Annotated in this window: 14 protein-coding genes; 13 read left to right on the top strand and 1 reads right to left on the bottom strand. The window is 43.9% G+C overall.

Annotated features, from left to right (window positions below; translation table 11 throughout):
* The first annotated feature begins 46 nt into the window (after window positions 1–46).
* From AC58QT_RS10585 to AC58QT_RS10565, 5 genes are all read left to right on the top strand, one after another.
* Window positions 47–1,846, top strand: coding sequence for an S-layer homology domain-containing protein (locus AC58QT_RS10585; RefSeq protein WP_497408933.1), 1,800 nt, complete (start codon window positions 47–49; stop codon window positions 1,844–1,846).
* Between the two features lie 172 nt (window positions 1,847–2,018).
* Entirely contained in the window at window positions 2,019–3,377 is a 1,359-nt protein-coding gene (locus AC58QT_RS10580; RefSeq protein ID WP_497408932.1) for a right-handed parallel beta-helix repeat-containing protein, read from the top strand.
* Window positions 3,378–3,429: 52 nt separating this feature from the next.
* Entirely contained in the window at window positions 3,430–5,292 is a 1,863-nt protein-coding gene (locus tag AC58QT_RS10575) for a glycoside hydrolase (protein ID WP_497408931.1), read from the top strand.
* Window positions 5,289–6,335 carry a zinc-dependent alcohol dehydrogenase gene (locus tag AC58QT_RS10570; protein WP_497408930.1) on the top strand — a complete coding sequence of 349 codons (1,047 nt, stop codon included), beginning with the start codon at window positions 5,289–5,291 and terminating at the stop codon, window positions 6,333–6,335. The genes AC58QT_RS10575 and AC58QT_RS10570 overlap by 4 nt, the downstream gene beginning before the upstream one ends.
* Entirely contained in the window at window positions 6,328–7,371 is a 1,044-nt protein-coding gene (locus AC58QT_RS10565) for a Gfo/Idh/MocA family protein (protein ID WP_497408929.1), read from the top strand. The genes AC58QT_RS10570 and AC58QT_RS10565 overlap by 8 nt, the downstream gene beginning before the upstream one ends.
* Before the next feature lie 23 nt (window positions 7,372–7,394).
* Here the strand turns inward: AC58QT_RS10565 and AC58QT_RS10560 are convergent, their stop codons facing one another.
* A complete protein-coding gene (locus tag AC58QT_RS10560; RefSeq protein ID WP_497408928.1) occupies window positions 7,395–8,366 on the bottom strand; it encodes an AraC family transcriptional regulator in 972 nt (323 codons plus the stop codon).
* 146 nt (window positions 8,367–8,512) lie between these two features.
* Here AC58QT_RS10560 and AC58QT_RS10555 point away from each other — a divergent pair, with 146 nt between their 5' ends.
* The 8 genes from AC58QT_RS10555 (at window position 8,513) to AC58QT_RS10520 (ending at window position 22,574) form a co-directional block, all read left to right on the top strand.
* Window positions 8,513–11,800, top strand: a complete 3,288-nt coding sequence (locus AC58QT_RS10555; RefSeq protein WP_497408927.1) for a family 78 glycoside hydrolase catalytic domain — start codon at window positions 8,513–8,515, stop codon at window positions 11,798–11,800.
* A 152-nt stretch (window positions 11,801–11,952) separates the two neighbouring features.
* The gene (locus AC58QT_RS10550) at window positions 11,953–13,755 is read left to right on the top strand and encodes a sensor histidine kinase (protein WP_497408926.1); all 1,803 of its coding nucleotides are present in this window, start codon (window positions 11,953–11,955) and stop codon (window positions 13,753–13,755) included.
* A gap of 12 nt (window positions 13,756–13,767) precedes the next feature.
* Entirely contained in the window at window positions 13,768–14,829 is a 1,062-nt protein-coding gene (locus tag AC58QT_RS10545; protein ID WP_497408925.1) for a response regulator transcription factor, read from the top strand.
* A gap of 216 nt (window positions 14,830–15,045) precedes the next feature.
* Window positions 15,046–16,008, top strand: a complete 963-nt coding sequence (locus tag AC58QT_RS10540) for an ABC transporter permease (protein WP_497408924.1) — start codon at window positions 15,046–15,048, stop codon at window positions 16,006–16,008.
* A 17-nt stretch (window positions 16,009–16,025) separates the two neighbouring features.
* Window positions 16,026–16,898 carry a carbohydrate ABC transporter permease gene (locus AC58QT_RS10535; RefSeq protein ID WP_497408923.1) on the top strand — a complete coding sequence of 291 codons (873 nt, stop codon included), beginning with the start codon at window positions 16,026–16,028 and terminating at the stop codon, window positions 16,896–16,898.
* 44 nt (window positions 16,899–16,942) lie between these two features.
* A complete protein-coding gene (locus AC58QT_RS10530) occupies window positions 16,943–18,514 on the top strand; it encodes an extracellular solute-binding protein (protein ID WP_497408922.1) in 1,572 nt (523 codons plus the stop codon).
* Window positions 18,515–18,658: 144 nt separating this feature from the next.
* Complete coding sequence (locus tag AC58QT_RS10525; RefSeq protein WP_497408921.1) at window positions 18,659–21,652, top strand: alpha-L-arabinofuranosidase family protein; 2,994 nt, start codon at window positions 18,659–18,661, stop codon at window positions 21,650–21,652.
* 193 nt (window positions 21,653–21,845) lie between these two features.
* Entirely contained in the window at window positions 21,846–22,574 is a 729-nt protein-coding gene (locus tag AC58QT_RS10520) for an amino acid ABC transporter ATP-binding protein (protein ID WP_497285970.1), read from the top strand.
* The last annotated feature ends 8 nt before the right edge of the window (window positions 22,575–22,582 follow it).

Below are 22,582 nucleotides of genomic sequence, written 5' to 3'. Positions count from 1 at the left end.
AGGGGAAACCTTCCTCCTAAACTCTATCACAAGGTGGATAATGAGGATGAAAAATTACATGAAATGGACTACCTGTCTGATGTTCCTGGTTTTCCTCACGATGAGTTTACTGTTAACTAAAAGCTATGCTGCAACAGCACAACCTTCGTTTAAGGTCTCATTTTCAAATGATCGCGTAGAGGTAGGGCAGACGGTTACCATGACAATAAAGGGCGAGCAGGTTACTAACCTTTATGGCATGGAAATTGTGTTCACCTATGATGCACAGCGATTGCAATTCGTTCATAAATTAGGCATGCAAGGAGAACCTGATATTATACCTAATCGCTCCCTTTTTCCGGTTAATGCAAGTCTAGAAATTGCCCCAAAGGTGGAAGGGAATAAAATTCTTTACGCGATTACAAAAACAGGGCAATCGCCGCCTGGTCAGGGTGATCTGAATCTCATCACATTAAATTTTACAGCGCTGCAACAAGGAGATGCGAGTATAAGGCTTCTTTCTGTAAAATCGGGAGCTTCTGGGGGATCACCTTCCATTTGGACAGAGGGCACATCTTCAACACTCGGTATCACTAGTAAGTCAGCAGGGGGAAGTCCAGGGCAAGTGATGCCCCCAAGTACCGGGACAAGTGGGACAAGTGAATCCAATAAGAATACGAATGCCGTTCAACTGAAACCGATTCTTAACCAGGAGGTAGCGAAAGCAACACTTACAGCAGAACAGCTAAAAGGGCTTGAAGACCAACCAGGCTCCCCTCCCACAACCCTTAAAACAGTGGCCATCGATGCTGCTAATGGTGCGAAAGGATATGCCTTGTCCATCCCTTCTACCTTCTTTCAGAATGAAAGCAAGACGAAACAGCTAGAAATTCAAACTCCGCTTGGAACAGTAACAATACCGAAGAACATGCTGGAAAATAGTGATCTTTCATCATCGAGCGATATCGTTCTATCCGTTCGTCTCGCAGATACGTCAACTTTCGGCAGCGAACTAAAGAAAAGCATTGGCGATCATCCTGTCATCGATGTCAATATCGAAGTTGATGGTCAAAAGCTGGCTTGGCATAACGAGAAGGCTCCAGTTATCATCAGTGTAGCTTACCAGCCATCGGCAGAAGAGTTGCTGAACCCCGAACATGTGAATGTCTGGTACATCGACGACAAAGGCAACGTGCAAAGAGTGCCATCTGGTAGATACGATGCCGCAACAGGGCGTGTAACATTTCAGACGACTCATTTTAGCAAGTACGCGATCGTGTATGAGATTAAAAGCTTTGCTGATCTTACAGACATCGAATGGGCGCGTAAAGCGATTGAAGTACTGGCCTCCAAAGGGATTATTAACGGCGTAACGGATACAGCGTATGGACCAGGTAACCCTATCACACGCGCCGATTTTATTTCACTTCTGATTCGCACCCTTGACCTGAAGGCAGATTACGCAGAAGCGGCTTCTTTTGATGATGTTAAAACCAGTGATTATTTCTTTCATACGGTAGCTTTAGCTCGGCATTTGGGAATATCGAATGGCGCAGACGGCAATCAGTTTATGCCCAATGATCCAATCTCCAGACAGGACTTGATGGTGATGACGGTTAGAGCCTTACAACTGAGCTATAAGTTCGTACTTACAAATTCGGTAGCGGCTCTTAGCGCATTTACAGATAATGGGGATGTTGCGAATTATGCCAAAGAAAGTGTAGCCGCATTGGTTAAACAAGGAATGATATCCGGGGATGGAACGCATTTGCGGCCAACTGACAGCATGACACGTGCAGAGACTGCTAAATTGCTTTATGAGTTGTATGTTAAATATAGCAATCTTAATATATCAATAGGAATCTAAATATTCTTTATTTCCCCAAAAAATCATTCAGGTAGAATAGACATGTAAGCATGTATGGCTTAAATGTCCTGCTTACAACTCATTTCATAGGAGGTGCTTAGACGAAACAAGTTCATGACAGTACCAGGTAGTCGCTTGTCCTTATACGTAATTTGAGGAGGTTGAAATGGTGATGATGATCTTGAGAAAGTATGACCTCACTTTGTTCAGATGGCTTCTAGTTGCGATCGGTATGTGTGCTTTATGGATGTGTATCCCAAGTGGGACGCATGCGGCAGCACCTGTTACTTATTATGTAAGTACAGCTGGCAACGATGGGAATACAGGGCTAGGCCCTGAACCTGCCAATGCGCTTCGGTACATTCAGACAGCTGCTAACAAGACGAATCCGGGCGACACGGTTTATGTCATGAATGGTACGTATTGGGATAACGGCAATCCGATCTTAACCATTACTCGCTCAGGGACAGCTAATGCTTATATCACATATAAGGCCTATCCGGGTCATACTCCGATTTTGCGTGTTAGCCAAGGTGCATGGCACCATATTTTAGTCAAGGGAGCTTCGTATATTACTATTGAAGGTTTCGAGATTTACGGGTGGAGCCAAAATTTATCCAATACGGAAGCGCAATCCTATGAGAATACGAATACGCTTGGCAACATCGGTAAATTCAATACGAATGGTATTAGTGTCGTCAAGAATACGGATGTAAGTCCGACTGTATATGCGACGCATATCAATGTCCGTAACAACAACGTGCATCATGCACCAGGTCAAGGCATTGGGGCTGAAGAAGCCGACTATATTAACTTTTCGAACAATACCGTTTATAACAATTGTTGGTTTACAGCTTGGGCGCAGAGCGGTATTAACATCTTTCATTCAAGAAATACGGACAGCGGTACGGGTTACAAAAATTTTGTGTCTGGCAATCTAGTCTACGGCAATCAGACGAATTATAAATGGCAAAATCATAATGTGTATTCTGATGGCAATGGCATTATTATCGATGATAATAAAAATTCGCAAATTGGAGGCACGCCGTATACAGGCAAGACGATTGTTGACAACAACATCTCCTATTTAAATGGGGGGGCGGGCATTAATATTTTCAGCTCGCAGAATGTGTATGTGAATAATAATACGACGTATGCCAATTCGCAGAGCACCAATCTAAATTATGGAGAGATCATCGGCAATTATTCAAGTAGTGTCTATGTCATCAACAATATATTGTATGCGAATGGCGAGACGGTGAGTAAAGCGAATGATGCTAGCGGCGTACCTATTCCAACCGTCTATTTTAACAGTAATATTTTCTACAACGGCGCGATTCTCAAAACAGGTACAGGAAATTTAACAACTGACCCACTATTCAGTAATTTGTCGCTTCGTAACTTTCATTTAAAGAGCACGTCGCCGGCTATTAATAGTGGCGATAATACGTATACGGCCACGTTAGACTTCGATGGCATTAGTCGTCCTGTAGCTGGAACCGTAGATCGTGGTGCTTATGAATATCATTAAGAAGCGGACTTATCAATAGATAGATGAATGGATAAGAAAGAGGGAGAAACACATGCTGACTACCTGGATACTGGAAGATCATCAGCTCAAATTAATGTTGGATACGCTTGAGAAGCGAATCATAGTTACCGATAAACGTGTAGATAAAAGCTGGGGACAGCTGCCGTTTGAACGGGACTGGCAGATCCGCCAGGTATCGCAGAGCGGTAATTCGTTAAAAGTAGACTTGCATGGCGCATTCGCCATGTCGGTTACGATTGTTTTAACTGCTCAATCGGAGATTACGTTCACCCTATCCGCTGATGCGCAAGCAGCGTTTGAGAAAATCAGCTTTCCACCTGCTTTTAAGGCACCGGACCCCAATCACTACGTGCTCCAGACCGACAGTCAGGGCTTGCTGCTTCCTGTTACAGATAACGTGTATCCACTGGAGGAGCAGCCACTCTTCTTTTGCGGGGGCGGAGCGGCAATGGCGTGGATTGGGGTTACGGATTCAGCTTTTGAAACCGGCTATATGGCGATCGTAGAAACGCCTTTTGATGCAGCTATCGCGCTTAAGCGTGAGCAAGGGCTCATTACTTTTGCACCGACTTGGCTCAGTTCCATGGGAGCGTTCGGATATGAACGTAAAATCTCCTATATTTTCTTCGATAAGGGTGGGTATGTCGCCCAATGCAAACGATACCGAGCCTATGCTTGGCCGAAAAATAAGGTGATTTCGTTAAAGGAAAATCAGGAAAGGTTTCCAGCCATTGCGAAAATCCTTGGAGCTGTACATATTTATGCTTGGGATAAAGCACGTGAGGTCATCTTCGCTCAAAAGCTAAAAGAAGCTGGTATTGAAAAAGCGATGTTTCTGTGGGACGCCAATCACTTGCCCTATCCAGAACAGGATTATGACAGTCGATTGAAAGAACTGGGTTATGCGACAGGTGCTTATGAGCTTTTCACCGATATTCACCCTGAAGGTCATGCTGGCAATGCGGAAATCGAGTGGATTCCTCTGAAACGGAATGTATATCCGGGGTTATTTGAACAGATCACGTCTAGGAAACCAGATGGCTCTACGTATTCAAATCAATACGGCACCTATGTGTGTCCGGTAGCTGTACGCCCAGAAATGGTGAAACGGGTGGAGAAAGAGCTGCAGATCTATCCGCATGAAACGTATTTTGTGGACGTTTATCAAGCAAACGGACTCTATGAATGTCATCATGAGGATCATCCGTTAACCCGTCAGCAGTATGCGGAAGCTATCGTTCGGAATTATGAAAATTTGGAAAATAATTACAATACATTTCTAGGTGCTGAATTTGGAGCAGACTTCGCAGGTTCTCATGCTGTCTATGCGCATGGCATGATGACACTACAGCGTACGTGGTTCAACTCAGATATTCATAAGAAAGGATCCATTTATTATACCGGGGATTGGAAAAACAATGAGCGGCCCTCCGCCATGCTGGGAACAAGAACCGCGACAGAAACTTATTTGACTTATTCCATCAACGAATACACAAGAGTTCCATTATATGAGCTGGTGTATCACGATGCAATTGTGACTTCCTGGCGTTGGGAAGACGCGAATCATCATAGTCCTGAAATCTGGTGGAAAAAGGATTTATTCAACATCCTGTATGGCTCTGCACCGTTATGGTCGATCGATCAAGATCGGTGGGAAAGTTTTGAAGCTACCTTTGTGGAGAGCTATCAACGGGTCTGCCCATGGCTGCAGCAGATTTGCTATGACGAGTTAGTCTCTCATCGTTTTGTGAGTGAGAATCGACAAGTGCAGGAAACGCTCTTTTCTTCCGGCAAGCGGGCAATCGTCAACTTTGGTGACAAGCCGTATCGGTTTGAAGAAGAGATCATTGAACCTCGTGGATTCGTAGTGAAGAACGGGAGGAATATCGTATGATAAGTTGCCAAACCGTTATATTTCCAGAGGCTTATCAAGTAGATTGGAAGCAATCGCCTCTCCCTGAGATAAATGAGAACCAGCTGCTGGTTAAAACGGAGTATAGTCTCATAAGTCCAGGGACTGAGCTAGCTCTTTACACGGGCACACATACGGGTTTATTGAATCCTGGTAACACTTGGGCAAAATATCCATTTACGCCTGGTTATGCCGTCGTAGGATTCGTGGAAGCTGTTGGTGCGAACATAACAGACTTTCAGATCGGGCAACGCGTCTTTGCTATGGGGGCGCATGCAAGTCATAACGTTATTACTTATACACCGGAATCTCGCTCCGTTTTTGTCCTTCCTGATGATCTGTCGGGAAAAAGAGCTGTGTTTGCCCGGCTGGCAGGTATCTCAGCTACTGCTCTGCAGCAAGCCAAAGTGAGCATTGGCGATAAAGCAGTGGTTATCGGTATGGGACTAATTGGTGCGTTCGCTGCGCAATTGTTCGCCCTGCACGGGGCCGAAGTACTGGCTGTCGATACCGTTCCTGGCCGCTTGCAGGCAGCACGCGCTTGCAAGATTGCCAATATCTACCAGTCTGATCCGCATACTGCTCTGCACAGTCAGTTAACAGGTCTGCTTGGCTGCGGAAAAGGCAGTGAGGATCGAGCCGATATTGTCATTGAAGCAACCGGCATTCCCGAGATGGCTAACGAGGCTATGGAAATGGTACGCCGGTTAGGCAAGGTGGTTCTGCTCGGTTCTCCCCGCGGTCCGGTTCAAGTGAAGACTTACGAACACATACATGCCAAAGGCATTACTTTAACAGGCGCCCACGAAGGTTTGCAAACCGTTGACGGTGAAGAGGGACGCAGCCGCATGCTGCGATATGCCCTTCATTTGATTCATACCGGTCAACTGACGGTAGATCCTTTGCTCACGCATGTGCTCCCTGCCAAGGATGCGCAGCAAGCTTATGAGCTTTTAATTACAGCCAAAGACACGACGATGGGCGTGCTATTAGACTGGAGGCAGGAGGCAACGTCTAGTGAGTAGCCCAACTTACGGCTTCGCCTTGCTTGGTACCGGCATGATCAGCCGTATACACGCTAATGCCATTAAACAGCTGAATCAGGGGGAATTAATCGCTGTCTGTGACCGCAATCCTCAAAAGGTGCAGCAATTTGCTGCGGAGTTCGGCTGCGAAGGTTATACCGATTTATGCGCTATGTTAGCTCGGAAAGACATTCATATCGTAGCGGTCTGCACCCCTAGCGGTCTGCATAGCGCTCAAGTCATCGCCTGTGCGCAGGCATGCAAGCATGTCATTACGGAAAAACCGATGGCCATTGCTTGGCATGATGCACAGGCGATGATCGCCGCTTGTCGGCGTGCGGACGTTAAGCTTGCTGTCATTTCACAGAACCGGCTGAGTCCAGATGTCATTGTGTTGAAGCAGATGATATCAGAAGGTCGCCTGGGGAAATTGTTGGCAGGCAACGCCTCCATTAATTGGTATCGTACCCAAGATTACTACGATAGCGGGTCCTGGCGCGGAACAAAGGCGTTGGACGGCGGTGGAGCCCTGCTCAATCAGGGCATTCATACGGTTGATTTGCTTCAATATTTGATGGGCAGCGTGACATCCGTGCACGCCCATACGAGAACTATTGGACACGAGCACATCGATGTGGAGGATATTGCCACAGCTGTGCTGACGTATGCCGACGGCGGCCTCGGTACTTTATTTGCTACAACTTGCGCCTATCCCGGACTTCAGACGCGCATCGAAATTTTTGGGCAGAATGGCAGCGCAATCCTGGAAAATAACGAACTTGTTTATGTTGCGACTCGCGATGGAGAGAGGGATTGGTCCCATCTTGCCGAACAAAGAGTAGTCAATTTGAGCAAAACAACGCCCAATCCGGAGGATGCTGTAGGCACGGCACATTGTTTGCAACTGCAGGATCTGATCGACGCGATTGAACAAGATCGGGAGCCGATTGTCAACGGAGAAGAGGGAGCAAAGCCGCTTCAGATCATTTTATCCGCCTATGCGTCAGCGGCGACAGGGCTACCCGTTTACTTGTGAAAGATTTAATGCATAAGACGCCTTTATTTGCTATTTTTCCTGAATTGATTAGGTGACATGCCATATTCTTTTTTGAAAGTCCTCATAAAATGAGTGTTATTTTCAAAGCCAATAGATTCACTAATGTTTTGAACTTTTATATCAGAAGAGGCAAGTAGTTCAATGGCTTTATTTAATTTTATGGTTTTGATAATAGCTAGAAAAGTTTGGCCAGAGGTAGCTTTAATGAGTTTGCTTAAGTAGGATTCGGTGAAATGAAATGTGCTTGATAATTCGCCTAAGGTTACTGTTTTATAATGTTCCTGCATATAGGCTAAGATCGATAGCAGCTTATCATTCTTGGGTAAACTTTTGGGTAATTCAACTTGACTCTCATAATCTCTAAGCAAATAACTAAAAAATAACATGAGCAGGTTATATAAAATAGTAGCGGTATACTTTTTGTTGTCATGTTGTTCCATATATAACTTGGAGAGAATTTCTTTTAAGTTAGGATCTCGATTTGTTCGGAAAATGATGTAATTATTGTAGGCCTCCGTATACAGGATTTTCATAAAGAATGTGGAGAGAACGGTTTCATGTTTGAGCATTTCTAGGAAGGTTTCTTTAAAAGTACTTCTCTTTATTAATACATTTAAGACAATGCTATCATCAAAGACCTCAATGGTATGTTCCACCTTGGGTGGGATGATACATAAATCACATTCATTTAGCTGAATAACTTCACCATTAATCTCCTGAACGCAATGACCTGCATATACGTAAATTAACTCGAAAAACGCATGCCGATGTTTGAAAATGGGTGTAAATCGTTTATGTTTCATAATGATAATGTCAGTACGATTGTTCGGAGAAAAATAGTCATCTTCGGTTAGTTCCTTTATGGAATCCTGAAGCATGTCGCGATCCTTACTCGCATCATAATTCTTACGATACAATAACTCGTCTTCCGAATACGCCCTAAGCATTGTATCCAATTCAACTAGGTTCATCATACGCAGCCTCCAGGCAGGTCATGTACCTATACCATATAAAAAAGTGCATAAAATGTAAACTTTATAAGGTGAAGGATGTTAATGATTTCATGCATGGATTTCATTATCATGTAAATTAACTACAATGCATAGGGAGCAAATGGCATATGACGAGTTACCATATATCTGGAATTACCGTGATGAATGAAGTTGAACCTATGGGTTTGGATGAGAAGAATCCGGTATTTGCCTGGACATTTATTTCAGATGTGAAGAACATGAAGCAAACTGCTGTAAGGATTACCGTGGGAGAAGAACCTGCAGGTCTTGATATGTGGGACAGTGGTTGGATTCTTACGGATTGTTCAATAGGAACTGATTATGCAGGAAGAGATTTGCAGCCATGTACGAAATATGATGTGACTGTCATAACGATGAACCAAGCATCAGAAATAGCCTTAGCTTCGACAAAATTTGAAACTGGTTTGATGAAGCCCAAATTAGAAGCCTGGAACGGGGCGAAGTGGATCGGTGCGCCGGAATATTACGTCTGCAGCGATTCTATGGGTATTTTCTCTTTGAAAAGTACGATAACTATTGCGTCAGGTGGAACTAGGGCAGGGCTTGTCTTTGGTGCTAATGATGCCAGACTGTTAAACAGGGAAAGAAATGAATCCTTCTTAGAAGGTGAAAACTATATTTCTTATGAAATCAACATAAGCAATCAGCCAGCAACGTTGGATATTTATCGGGTAGGCTATCACCAAGATGATAACAAACATGTTCCTTTTGCTTCAGTACCGATAGTTAACTTTGAGGGTGAAGAGAAAGTTCAGTTGATTACGAAAGCCAATCAATACGATCCTCATGAAATCAAGATCGATGTTGTGGGTAATGGGGCTTACGCTTATGTAGATGGCGTACTCGTTGATGCTGTATTCAATCCTAGCGCGATCGGAACGAGGTTTATTCCAAGACAGTTAAATCCACTCGGGAATAATGACATCACAACCTTTCCGCGACTACATGAAATTGGTTATATGGTTGCGGCGGGAACAAGCGCGCACTTTGATGGTATTCGCTTGAACTTTTTGCGACATCCGTCTAATCAGTTCTATGAGATGGATACCGAATGCGGCATTGATTTAGAGAGTGATGGAACGGATGTACGAGTTACCAAAAGTCCGGATTGCCATGCACTCCCCATGCTGCGCAGGGATTTCTCAGTCAAAAGATCGCTTAAGAAAGCGAGACTTTATGCGACGGCTAGAGGGATTTATGATTGCAGAATCAATGGTAGGGAGATTAGCGATCAATATTTTGCCCCAGGTGCCAGCCAATTTGACAAACATCTGATGTATCAGACTTATGATATTACAGACTTTTTGACTGAAGGGGGGAATGGCATTGGCTTTACATTATCTTCGGGCTGGTGGAACGGTTCTCAGACTTTCGTCCTGCAGAACTATAACTATTGGGGGGATAAAGAAAGCCTATTGGCACAATTGGTACTGAGTTATGAAGATGGAACATCGGATATTTACGTAACCAATGAAGACGAATGGCAGTATTACGGGGAGGGTCCTTACCGCTTCGCGGGCTTTTTCCAAGGGGAACATTTCGATGCCAATTTGGCTTTTATTTATGAGGATTTTTCAAAAGCGGGATTTATTATAGACGGCTTGAAAACACCGGCGATCATAGAAGCGGTTCCCATCGGCGAATTCGATTCCAGGCCTGAATTATTCTTGCCTTGGCCAGCAGTTAACGAAAGCGAGCCAGAACTCATTGGTCATTATCAAGCACCGATCAGAAAAGTAGAAACATTTATAGCTAAAAGCATGACGGAGCCTGCTCCTGGTTTATATATCTATGATTTGGAGCAAGAGATAGCAGGAGTTCCCGTACTTACATTCAGAGGCAAAAAAGGTACTGAAGTTCGAATTCGTTATGGGGAAATGCGCTATCCAAATCTTGATGCGTATGGGGAACTTTATGGGAGAATGCTCCAAGTAAACCTAAGGGATGCTTCAAGCACCGATATTTATATACTTCGGGGCGATGAGGATGGAGAAACGTATATACCCAGATTTACCTTTCATGGCTACCGATATGTCGAAATCACTGGCCTAGATTATGCACCTGAATTAGAAGATGTGCAGAGCTACCTGCTTTCCAGTCTTTCCACGATGCGTGGTAAGGTGGAAGTAGATCATGAATTGGTAAACAGGCTAGTATCCAATGTGAGATACAGCCAGTTGGGGAACTTCATCAGTGTGCCTACAGACTGCCCGCAGCGAAATGAACGAATGGGCTGGATTGGTGACGCACATGTATTCTTCCGTACTTCATCTTACCAAGGGGATGTTCGAACTTTTTATCTGCGCTATCTCCAAGCCATCCGAGATGTGCAATTACCAGACGGAAATATTCCGAATATTGCTCCTGTAGGAGGCGGATTCGGTGGAATCACATATGGCAGTGGCGTTCACTTGATCGTGTGGGATATGTACCAACAATATGGCGATAAACGAGTTATCGCAGATAACTATGAGACTATGAAACGCTTTACCACATATTTGAAAAATCAAGGGATGCCGGGCGACGCCTTTATGGGACCTATCGATGACTGGCTGGCTCCACAGAAGACGGATAGTCACCTGGTATGGAATGCTTTCTATGGTAGAGATATGTATCTGATGTCTGTTTATGCTGAGTTATTAGGAGAAAAGGACGACGCGTCTTACTATCGATTGAAGGCAGATGAGGCGAAGATTTACTGGAACCAGACTTTTGTAGATGGGGCAACAGGACAAACCTTGCATTTGGATGGTACCCTGAATGACACGCAGGGCGGATATGCCATTGGGTTGAATTACGATATGTTTGATGAGACCGTTAGGCAGAAGGCTTTTGATAATCTAGCAAGAAAAACGAAGGAAATGGGATGCACCGTATCCACTGGTTTTTTTGGAACGGGTCCATTAAATCCAATGTTGAGTGAGGGCGGTTATTCAGAACTAGCCTATGCCATGATTACCCAAACCTCATATCCAAGCTGGCTTTATCCAGTAACGCAAGGAGCAACGACAGTTTGGGAACGTTGGGATAGCTATACCGCCCAAAAGGGTTTTGGTAATCGAAATGCGATGAATAGCTTTAACCATTACTCCTTAGGAGCTGTGGTGGGCTGGCTCTATGCGTATGTGCTTGGCATTCAGCGGGATGAGAGGCATCCAGGCTATAGTCATTTCACGCTGAGGCCTGATTTGACGGGCTTTAAGCAAGCACATGGAGGATTTGACACCACATATGGCCGAATTGAAAGTAGTTATAACTTGGAAGAAGACAAAGCCACATATCGTTGTACGGTACCTGCTAATACGACAGCAACAGTGGTTCTCCCTGGGATCACAGAGAAAATAGGAAGCGGGAGCTATACATTTTACCTATAACATCCCAGATCATACCAAGGTCAAGCTGATTACTCAGTTTGGCCTTTTCGGATTGAGCTGAAAAACGGTCATAAACATTTATCATTGAAATTATGAACTAAATCGTATACAACTAGGGAAAGAAGTTATTATTGGTCTGGAGCTGTGAGTTGATGATTAAAAGGAAAGCGTTAACAATTAATGCGAAGCTCGTTTGCATTATTTTATTTTTCCTATGCGTTCCCTTACTCGCCTTTGGAACCGTATGGTATTCCAGCTCAACCGAGAGCATTGAGAAGAATGCTATCGGCTATAGTGATCAACTGGTACGGCAAATCAATGGGCAACTTGATTCTTATTTTGGTGATTTGCAGCGTGTGACCTATCCGTTATTGCTGCATCCCCAAATCCAAACGTTCATGAAGTCGGATCCGAACGATCAATACGAACGATTTGCAATTAATAAAAAAATATCGGATGAATTGTTTCCCTCGATTCTATTTGGGCGCCCGGATATATATGGATTATCCATCGTAACCAAGAGTGGTGCAGTGGCCTCGAGCTATAATCCCATTGCTGCCCAGGCTAGCTATGATCAGTATAAGGATGCGCTGACGGGAGAGCAGAATTACAAGATTGCTGGGTTGTCCGTGATAGACTCTACGACTGTGCTGACGATTACCCGAAGATTTGTGGATACATTGTCGTATCAGTCAGCGGGGCTGATGGTTGTACATTTAAGATTGAACGAAATTATTAAAATATGCGATAAAATTAAACTCGGAAAAAGTGGTTTTGTATGGATTATGGACCAAGACGGTAAGGTCGTTTATCATCCCGATAAGGAAAAGTGGGGAAAGGCTGTCAACCTGAACAACATTCCGTTAACGCAGGATGAACCAAATGGGTACTCTGTCGTCATGATTAACGGCACCAAAAAGCTGATTCTTGCCGACCGTTCTTCGTTGACAGGGTGGACCCTTGTTTCTGAGGTGCCGCTGAATGAACTGAATGGCGATCTTGTTCGCTGGCGTAATGTAACGGTTTGGGTAGGGTTGTTGCTTGTTAGCTTGGCTTTATTTTTGGTGGGAGGTTTCTCTGTGACTCTTACGCAATCGCTGTCGAATTTGCGGCGGTTGATGCGCCGAGCGGAAGAAGGGGACTTACATGTCCGTGCGCCAGAGAAACGCAACGATGAAATAGGGGGCTTAAACCGAAGTTTTAACCGAATGGTTGAGGAAATCCAAAGATTGATTGCTGAGATTCAGTATTCTAGGCAAAAAGAGATTGAGATGGAACTCCGGCAAAGAGAATCGGCACTTCTCGTCATGCAATCGCAGATCAATCCCCATTTTCTATACAACACGTTAGAAATTATAAATTCGTATGCCATTATTGAGGGTGTTAAACCCATTAGTCGAATGGCCACTTCCTTAGCCGATATTTTCCGCTATAGTATCGGTCATCCGCAGCAATCGGTGACGTTGAAGGAGGAGCTTCGTTATATTAGCACCTACCTTGAAATTCAGCAGGAAAGATTTAAATCACTTCGCGTAGAACTAAAGCTGCATGATGAGGATATCCACAGCGTATTAGCGCTTCGCCTCATGATTCAACCCCTTGTGGAGAATGCCTTTAAGCATGGTTATGAACGTCATCGAATCAAGCCTACGTACATTGGCATTACAGGAGAACATTCAGAGGATGGCTACTTGCTTCGGATTGTAGATGAGGGAAGAGGGATGGACAATAATCTGAAAAATGAGTATAATCAAGCGTTTACTAGCATTGAGATTAATTCTCATAAAGATTCTTACGTACTTACAGATGGCACCTCTGAGTCGATCGGACTTTGGAATGTGCATCAAAGAATTCGCCTCTCTTTTGGATCGCCTTGCGGTCTTTACATTGCCAAATCGGATGAGACGGGAACCATCATAGAACTGATGCTTAAATACACGACTGATGACAAATAAGGAGGTCCGAACATGTATAAGGTGCTCATTGTAGACGATGAGATTATGATTAAACGCAGTTTAACGAAGCTAATCGCCGAAAGCCCCTATGGCTTTGAAGTCATTGGTGAAGCGGAAGATGGCATGGAAGCGTTAGCACTATGTGAGAAGCTGCGTCCTGATCTGCTGATTACCGATATCTCGATGCCCGTTATGGATGGGCTGGAGCTGATTCGAGAGGTACGCAGCAGGAAATGGGATATGGATACCATTATCATTTCTGGATATGATGACTTTGCTTATGCGCAGCAGGCGCTACGGCAAGATGTTGCCGATTACTTGCTCAAGCCACTTAAAGAGGAGCAACTGTACGAACTGCTTGCACGCATTGACGGCAAATTCAAGGAAAAATATAAATTAGCCACAGGCAGAAGCCAATGGGTAAAGCAATCCAAAGCGCGAAGTGAAGCCGTATCAGAGCAACTATGGGGGTTAAACGAAGAAGAGGCACTGCGGCTTATGGGCGATATGGTTCACAAGCTTAGGGAAGAAGGTGCTTCCAATGAGGTCGCTCGAAGTTGTACGGAGGATCTGCTGACCATGGTCGAGGCGGAACTTCAGCATCGCTCAGGGGGCGGAATGTCCGAGTTGAACAAGCCCTTTCTGACAGGGGGCAGTGACATGCCGCTGGAGGGATGGCTCGCTCAAGCAAGAAGCTGCCTGCAAGCTTTGGCGGATCAGATTAGAGCCTCTAGAAATTGGGGGCAGCGTCAATCGATTGCGAAGGCGATCGAATTTATAGTTCAGAATTATGCCAATGAGGATATCTCCTTGCAGAAAGCTGCGGAGAAGTCAGGGATGTCACTGTCTTATTTCAGCCGTTGTTTTAAAGATGAACTAGGGCTAAGCTTCACCGATTACGTTATAAAGCTGCGTATGGAGAAAGTGAAGGAGTTGCTGAAGGCGCCAGGCATAAAAACCTCAGAGGCAGCTCAGGCAGTTGGTTACGAGGATTATCCGCATTTTGCGAAAACATTCAAGAAATATGTTGGCTTGTCACCTAATGAATATAAAAAAAGAGAGATTAGCTCCTAGCTAATGGGTTAACTAACCGAACCCTAAGGGACCGTTCTTAACTGAATGGTCCTTTTCATTTGAAAACGCAATCATTTAGAATATAAAAACACAACTTTCGCAAGAGATCACATGGTCTAATCACCTTGTAACCGTATACAATAAAGTTGCAACTAAGGCCAAATAAAAAGCCTACAGATAGGCTAACACAGGATCACGGAGAGGAGAAATGCAGCAATGAATGTCAGTAAAGAGAGAATTGCGGCGGACGCAGCTGGGCTAACGGCACGGCCGTCAGTAAAACCCAAGCTGTATGTCGTTAAATATTGGCAGATCTATACGATGGTACTTCCTGGATTGATTTTCTTTATTTTATTCAAATACGTACCTTTGGCAGGCATCGTCATTGCCTTTCAGGATTATAGCGTGTTCACTGGGATTTTGGACAGCAAATTCGTCGGAATGAAACATTTTATTAACTTGTTTACGTATCCGGAGTTTCTGAGGGTGATGAAGAATACCTTCTTAATCAGTATCTATCAGCTTGTCATCGGATTTCCGGCTCCGATCATTCTGGCGCTTCTCATGAATGAAGTAAGAAAGATGTTTTTCAAAAAAATTATACAAACCGTGCTGTACTTGCCGCACTTCTTATCATGGGTCATTGTCGGTGGGCTTGTCATTAACTTCCTATCACCGAGCTCAGGGATGCTGAACGATGTGCTTCACATGATGGGCAGGGAACCGATCTTCTTCATGCAAGAGCCTAACTATTTTCGCACAATTGTCGTGACCTCGGGGATATGGAAAGAAGTAGGCTGGGGCACAATTATTTATCTGGCCGCACTAGCAGGCATTAACCCAGAGTTATATGAATCTGCCGAGGTGGATGGCGCGAGTAAGTGGGTGCAAGTGTTCAGTATTACCCTACCGTCACTATTGCCTACGATCATGGTGCTGCTCTTGCTTAGAATTGGTAACATTCTCGATCTCGGCTTTGAGCAGGTGTACATGCTGATGAATCCACTCGTCACTTCTACAGGCGAGATCATTGATACTTATATTTATCGTATCGGCTTACTTGGTGGCCAATATAGCTATACAACGGCAATCGGGCTGTTCAAATCCGTCATAGGTCTCATTTTAGTCGTAGGAGCGAATCAGCTTAGTAAAAAAACAACCGGCAATTCGATTTATTAAAGCAAGGAGGCTCTTCAATGACAAAAAAACCAACTTTCTCGCGAGAAGTATTCGCTTTCCTTAACTATACGATACTCATCCTAACAAGCTGTGCCATGCTTCTGCCATTTCTACATATCGTGGCTGGATCCTTAAGCTCAGGAACTGCGCTTTCTCAAGGAAAGGTCTCTATATTGCCTGTAGATTTTACATGGATTAACTATATTGGGGTTCTTAAAAATATGGCGATTTGGAAATCCTTCGGCGTTACGACGTTACTGACGGTAGGGGGCACCGCCTTCAATTTGTTCTTAACTTCGTTAATGGCGTACGGCTTAGCCAAAAATGAGCTGAAAGGTCGCTCCTTCATCTTACTTCTTGTTGTTTTTACAATGATTTTTCAAGTACCTATTATACCGGGATATCTGCTGGTAAAATCATTAGGCATGCTCAATTCGCTATGGGCACTCATTATCCCGGGGGCGATCAGTGCGTTTAATCTGATCATCATGGTTTCGTTTTTTCGCCAAATTCCCGAGAGTTTGGTGGATGCTGCCAAAATCGATGGAGCCGGCGAATATCGGACTTGGTGGAGTGTTGTGTTACCTTTATCCATGTCTTCCCTAAGCACGGTTGGGTTATTTTACGCAGTCGGGCACTGGAATGGTTACTTTAATGCCATCATGTACATCCGGGACCCCGGGCTTTACCCCTTGCAAGTGAAATTAAGGCAGTTATTAGTTGAGGGCGATACGCAAGGCGTCACCCAAAGCGTTAGCTTAACCTTGCAATCAGCGGAGGGCATCAAAATGGCTACCATTATTGTAGCCACACTACCTATCTTGTTTGTCTACCCTTTCGTCCAGAAGCATTTTATAAAAGGTGCAATGCTTGGTTCGGTGAAAGGTTAATCATAGAAACAACGACAAAAATACAACTAAAAGGAGAAGGTCAAATGAACAAAAAATGGACAACAGCAGCACTAGCCGTAACGGTTGCAGGTACTCTTGTGGGCTGCTCTTCTAACGACAGTGCAACATCGACACAAAGTACGACGAAGAGTACAAGTGCACCAACAAAGAGTGCGAGTGTACCAGCGAAGTTTAAAGTAGGCATTGGTACCGAAGGCTTGCAGTACATCCAGGGATCTCCGAACATCAACGAGGATGAATATACGAAGAAGCTTCGTGAAATTTCCAAAACAGATGTCACATTCGATCTTATTCCACACGCTGAATTTGATCAGAAGTTAACGTTGCTTTTTGCGAGCGGAGATTTGCCAGATCTCTTGCAAACCCACGGGATTAATAGACCGGAAGTAGCACCCGCTGTAGATACAGGAGTCATTATTCCGCTTAACGACCTGATCGACAAATATGGTCCAAACCTGAAAAAAAATATTTCCAAAGAAGCTTGGGATTTCGCAAGTGTTAGTAAAGATGGGAAAATCTACGGGATCCCTTCTGTCAACGCGACGCCAAACGGCCTTGTCATGATGGTTCGCAAGGATTGGTTGGATAAAGTGGGATTAAAGGCACCAAAAACGATCGACGAATACTTGGATATGCTGCGGGCATTCCGTGATAAGGATCCTAACGGTAATGGTAAAAAGGATGAAATTCCTTTCACTGGGCGTGAAAAGCTAGCGTTTACGGAAGCGTTCTTTGGAGCCTATGACGCGATTCCTGCCGATTGGAAGCTAGAGAATGGTCAATTAATTCCTAATCTCATTCGTCCACAGATGAAGCAGGCACTTGCATCTTATCGGAAGCTGTATGAAGAAAAGCTTTTAGATAATGAGGTGTTTGTACAAAAAGGGGCCGTTTGGGATGCTAAAATCAAAGCACAAGGTATTGGAGGTTTATGGATACATGCTCCGCGTCTTGCTGACAAGTGGTCAAGTGAGATCAAGGCAGGATCGACTAGCGCTCAACTTGAGATCATTCCAGCCCCTGTCGGTCCAGACGGCAAAGGCGGTCATAGTATTGGATCGACCGTAGGAAATAACGTTTGGGTTATTCCTAAAACGACGAAGAATCCAGAAAATATTATCAAGTTTTTGGATTGGTTCTATAGTGACGAAGCCCAGAAGTTCCTTACTTATGGACTTGAAGGCAAAGACTATACAATGGATGGCGGCAAAATGAAGTACAACTATCCAGCGAAGCAGGAAGACATTTACCGTGAAGAAATGCATCTGAGTTGGTTGCGCCTGGTAGGTCCTCTTCACTTGTCGGATACAGAGTTTATGAAAAATCGTCCTGCTGGGGATTTAGTGCTTAAAGCCATAGATGTTGCTTCCAAAGAAGGTCGTAAAAATGATTCTCTAGGCATGCCTTCATTACCAACTCTGCAAACGCGTCCTGAACTTGGAAGAGATGGCTTGTGGTTAGAAACAGCAGCCAAAATCATTACAGGTAAGGATCCTATCGATTCCTTCGATAAATTCGTTGAGGATTGGAAGAAACGCGGGGGAGACCAGGCGATCAAAGAAGCAACAGATTGGTACAATAAAACGCATAAATAATGAGGAAATAAGTGTTCCGTATAAGCCGTTGTTTATTCAACGGCTTATATGAAATAAAGGAATTAAAAGAACTAGAAAAGAGATGGAACTGATTGGAGGACATATTGTTCATACAAAATAAATGTGGGAAAGGAAGGTCATAGGATGATTGGATATAGTAGGCATGGAAAAACGGGGGGCAGAAATTATATTGCAATAATCTTAATGGTTTCAATGATGCTTAGTGTAATTGGTATCGGGGTAACAGGACTAAGCCAACCTGCGTACGCGGCCACAACAACAGCAAGTGTTGAGGTAAATGCGAATGTTACGGGGAACAAAGTCTCGCAGCAGTTGATCGGTGGATTCACGGAAGATCTTCATAATGCAGTTGACGGGGGGCTTTACGCAGAAAAGGTTTTCAACCGTTCATTTGAATTTAATTCCGGTGACGGTGGCACCTATAATCATCCTTTAGCAGGCTGGACACAGCTTTACCGTGATGGCGGAGCAGGAACCATTACCGTGGAAAACGCCAGTCCTCTGAACTTTGTGAATACGCATTATGCGCATTTTAATATTACTGCCGCAGGTAATGGCGTCGGTTTATCTAATGCCGGGTGGTATGGAACTAGTGTAACTTCTGGAGCTACCTATAATTATTCACTTTATGCCAAAAGAGGATCCAATTTTAACTCATCCATAACGATAGGATACGCTAATCAATCAGGTGCAGATTATGGTACAGCTACCATAAATGCAATAACGACGGATTGGGTTAAATATACAGGCAGCATTACGGTTAATGCCACGGATCCAAATGCCAAATTGGTCGTATTGGCGAAAGGAACGGGCGATGTCTATCTGGATTTTATTTCGGTATTTCCTAGTGTAACCTATAAAAATCGTCCAAATGGCGTTAGATTAGACATGGGAACTGCTCTTGAGGACATGCATCTTGGTTTTATGCGCTTTCCAGGTGGGTGCATCATCCATAGTGCTGATTACCAATATAATTGGAAGGATCAAGTAGGTCCTATTGAAGGGCGTAAGGAGTATAACAACTCACAATGGAATATGTATGAGACGACAGACCATATATCCAATGGTATGGGCATGTATGAGTGGCTGCAGTTAAGTGAAGATATGGGAATAGTTGCGGTACCCGTCCTTCCTGTTGGCGTCACACACCTTGCCGGTGCTCTAGACCCTAATAGTCCGGAAATGGCGCAACTTACACAAGATACACTGGACTTCGTAGAGTTTGCCAATGGGAGTGCTACTTCCACATGGGGGGCCAAACGTGCCGCTATGGGACATCCAGCACCATTTAACATTCAGTACTTGGGCCTTGGAAATGAGGAGCATGACAGCACCAATGCAAGAGCAGATATTACCAAAATATATAATGCTGTTCACGCTGCATATCCTGCACTCAAATTGATTGTAACTGCAAGTGACTCCCACTCCCTCTATAACTTTAGCACGAATTTAGGTGCGTGGGGCGTGGATGACCACTATTATTTTAATCAAGGTAGTCTTGGATGGATCGAGTTTATTAATAGTTATGATCGTTCCAAACCACAGGTCATGATAGGGGAATATGGCTCCAATATCAGGGATGGAAAAATCATCGATGCGCTTGATGCAGCTAAGAATAAAGCCGTATTCGAGAAAAATGGGGATATTTTAAACATGTCCGCCTTTACACTTTTAAGAAAAGTGTTAGATTTTGATAATGCGAATGTGTTTAAAACGAATTATTACCATGAAGAGAAGATGTGGGCAGAAAATTTGGCTGACTATAATGTGAATTTCAGACAAACAGGAGATGCCAATCTTGTGGTGGTAGCGGGCAAAGATACCGAAACCGGTGACGTCATTCTAAAGCTTATTAATAATAGCGCCAATATTATCAACAGTACAGTTGCTATTAATGGCATGACAACAATTTCCCCTACAGCAAATGTGACTTTCTTAAAACCAAAAACTGCAGGAAATAAGGATGCCAGAGATAGTCGATACCTTAATGGGCTTGACTATGGGCTCAGTACAGATTTAAATGAAGTTGATACAGGAACAACCACGACGAGCGTAAGTGGAAATCTCCTCAATTATTCATCTCCAGCCTATTCCATGGCCATTATTAGAGTTCATGGTACAATTTCTTCGGATGGTGATCTGATCTATGAAACAGAAAACTTTAACGGTGGAGCTGAGATCACGGCGGGACGTTCATTAACGCTAATCTCCGAGCTTGCTGGTCCAAGTAATGACCACTGGAGTAGTGCTGATTTACAAGCAGTAAATGAATATATTCAATATAATAACGTGAACGTCGCCACTGCGGGAACCTATAATATTAAGATTGGCGTTAAAAAGGGTCCTAATCGAGCTATTACCAAATTAACGATTGATAGCATCCCCAAAGGTTCACTTATTGATGCTTATGGCTCTACAACGTCCTATCAAGAGGTTGACATGGGTACAATGACGTTAAGTGCTGGCATGCATAGCTTTAGGTTTACTGTAACGGATAAGAATGCAGCTTCTACAAATTATGCGACAGCTGTCGACTATTTTAAACTTGATAAAGTTACTACTTCCTATATCGATGATGACTTTAACAGCACGACCACAGGTAATCCGCCTTCGGGATGGGTCTTAGACACAACGGTAGGTACGGTCTCTGTACAGAATGTGCCAGATGCTTCGGATAAGAGTGTAGAGATAAGTAAATCGGACACTACACTAGGAAAAAGGACGTCTATGTATAAGACGTTTGGTCCAGCAAGTGGTACGGTTTCCGTAGAAGCAAGAGTCAGAAGAGATGCAACCACAAATTGGTGGAGCTTGCCTTATATCTATAGTAGTAATGGAACTGCGGCAGAAACGCTAGCATTTGATAATGGCAATATCAAGGTCAACATCAATGGAACATGGCAAACGGTACAAACCTTTACAGCAGGTACGTGGTATGCGCTAAAATTAGTCATAAATACAGATACAGATAAATTTGATTTGTATATCAATGGTGTTCAGAAGCTTAGTCAGGTTGCACTTAGAAGCGCTGTTACCGATATTAGCAAAATAGAATTCTATGCAGCAGATGCGAACACTGGTAGTACAAATGTGGATAATGTAAAAATATATAAGTAGTCGTTAACCTTGAACCCTAGGCACAAGCCTAGGGTTTTTTGCGTACGGAAACAAGGTCCCACGGCCTTTTTTTAATAGCAAATGTCGGATTACATAAGATTCTATAGGTTCACCTTATTATTTAAGTACATACATGTCAGTTTACATAACAAAAAGATTACATTCACAGAGATTGCTCGAAGGGGGGGTTCCATTGATCTCATTTCGTCAAGTCGAGAAGCATTACGGCGATTTTCATGTTCTCAAAGGAATTAATCTTCAGATTCAGCAGGGCGAAGTTGTTGTCATTGTAGGTCCATCCGGTTCAGGCAAGAGTACACTGCTAAGATGCATTAATCGTCTAGAGACCATCACAAGTGGAGAACTTGTCGTGAATGAATACAAGGTCAGCGACAAGAAGATGGATATGAACAAGCTGCGTCGGGATATCGGCATGGTATTCCAGCATTTCAATTTATATCCGCATAAGAAAGTGATCGATAACATTACGCTGGCGCCGCTGAAGGTACGCGGTATGGATAAGAAAGAAGCCGAAGAGGTCGCGATGTACTATCTGGATAAGGTAGGTATTCAGGACAAGGCGCACAGCTTTCCTTCGCAGTTGTCTGGTGGGCAGCAGCAGCGTGTCGCCATTGCTAGGGGGCTTGCGATGAAACCGAAGATCATGTTGTTCGATGAGCCGACTTCAGCTTTGGATCCAGAAATGGTTGGTGAAGTTTTGGATGTGATGAAAACGCTAGCCGATGAAGGAATGACAATGGTTGTGGTCACACACGAGATGGGCTTTGCCCGAGAAGTAGCCGATCGCGTTGTATTTATGGATAAAGGTCAGATTGTCGAAGAATCACCTCCAGATGAATTTTTCGTTAACCCGCGTGAAGAAAGAGCAAAACTATTTTTGAATCGCGTACTTAACCATTAAATAAGGAG

It is taken from the genome of Paenibacillus sp. J31R109, from assembly GCF_059692055.1.
Note: the sequence above shows the minus strand (reverse complement) of the source record. Positions and strands in the feature narration are given on the sequence as shown.

Excerpts from the sequence above, each read along its gene's own strand:
- AC58QT_RS10585 (WP_497408933.1), top strand. The coding sequence starts at position 47 with ATGAAAAATTACATGAAATGGACTACCTGTCTGATGTTCCTGGTTTTC.
- AC58QT_RS10580 (WP_497408932.1), top strand. The coding sequence starts at position 2,019 with ATGATGATCTTGAGAAAGTATGACCTCACTTTGTTCAGATGGCTTCTA.
- AC58QT_RS10575 (WP_497408931.1), top strand. The coding sequence starts at position 3,430 with ATGCTGACTACCTGGATACTGGAAGATCATCAGCTCAAATTAATGTTG.
- AC58QT_RS10570 (WP_497408930.1), top strand. The coding sequence starts at position 5,289 with ATGATAAGTTGCCAAACCGTTATATTTCCAGAGGCTTATCAAGTAGAT.
- AC58QT_RS10560 (WP_497408928.1), bottom strand. The coding sequence starts at position 8,366 with ATGATGAACCTAGTTGAATTGGATACAATGCTTAGGGCGTATTCGGAA.
- AC58QT_RS10555 (WP_497408927.1), top strand. The coding sequence starts at position 8,513 with ATGACGAGTTACCATATATCTGGAATTACCGTGATGAATGAAGTTGAA.
- AC58QT_RS10550 (WP_497408926.1), top strand. The coding sequence starts at position 11,953 with ATGATTAAAAGGAAAGCGTTAACAATTAATGCGAAGCTCGTTTGCATT.
- AC58QT_RS10545 (WP_497408925.1), top strand. The coding sequence starts at position 13,768 with ATGTATAAGGTGCTCATTGTAGACGATGAGATTATGATTAAACGCAGT.
- AC58QT_RS10540 (WP_497408924.1), top strand. The coding sequence starts at position 15,046 with ATGAATGTCAGTAAAGAGAGAATTGCGGCGGACGCAGCTGGGCTAACG.
- AC58QT_RS10535 (WP_497408923.1), top strand. The coding sequence starts at position 16,026 with ATGACAAAAAAACCAACTTTCTCGCGAGAAGTATTCGCTTTCCTTAAC.
- AC58QT_RS10530 (WP_497408922.1), top strand. The coding sequence starts at position 16,943 with ATGAACAAAAAATGGACAACAGCAGCACTAGCCGTAACGGTTGCAGGT.
- AC58QT_RS10525 (WP_497408921.1), top strand. The coding sequence starts at position 18,659 with ATGATTGGATATAGTAGGCATGGAAAAACGGGGGGCAGAAATTATATT.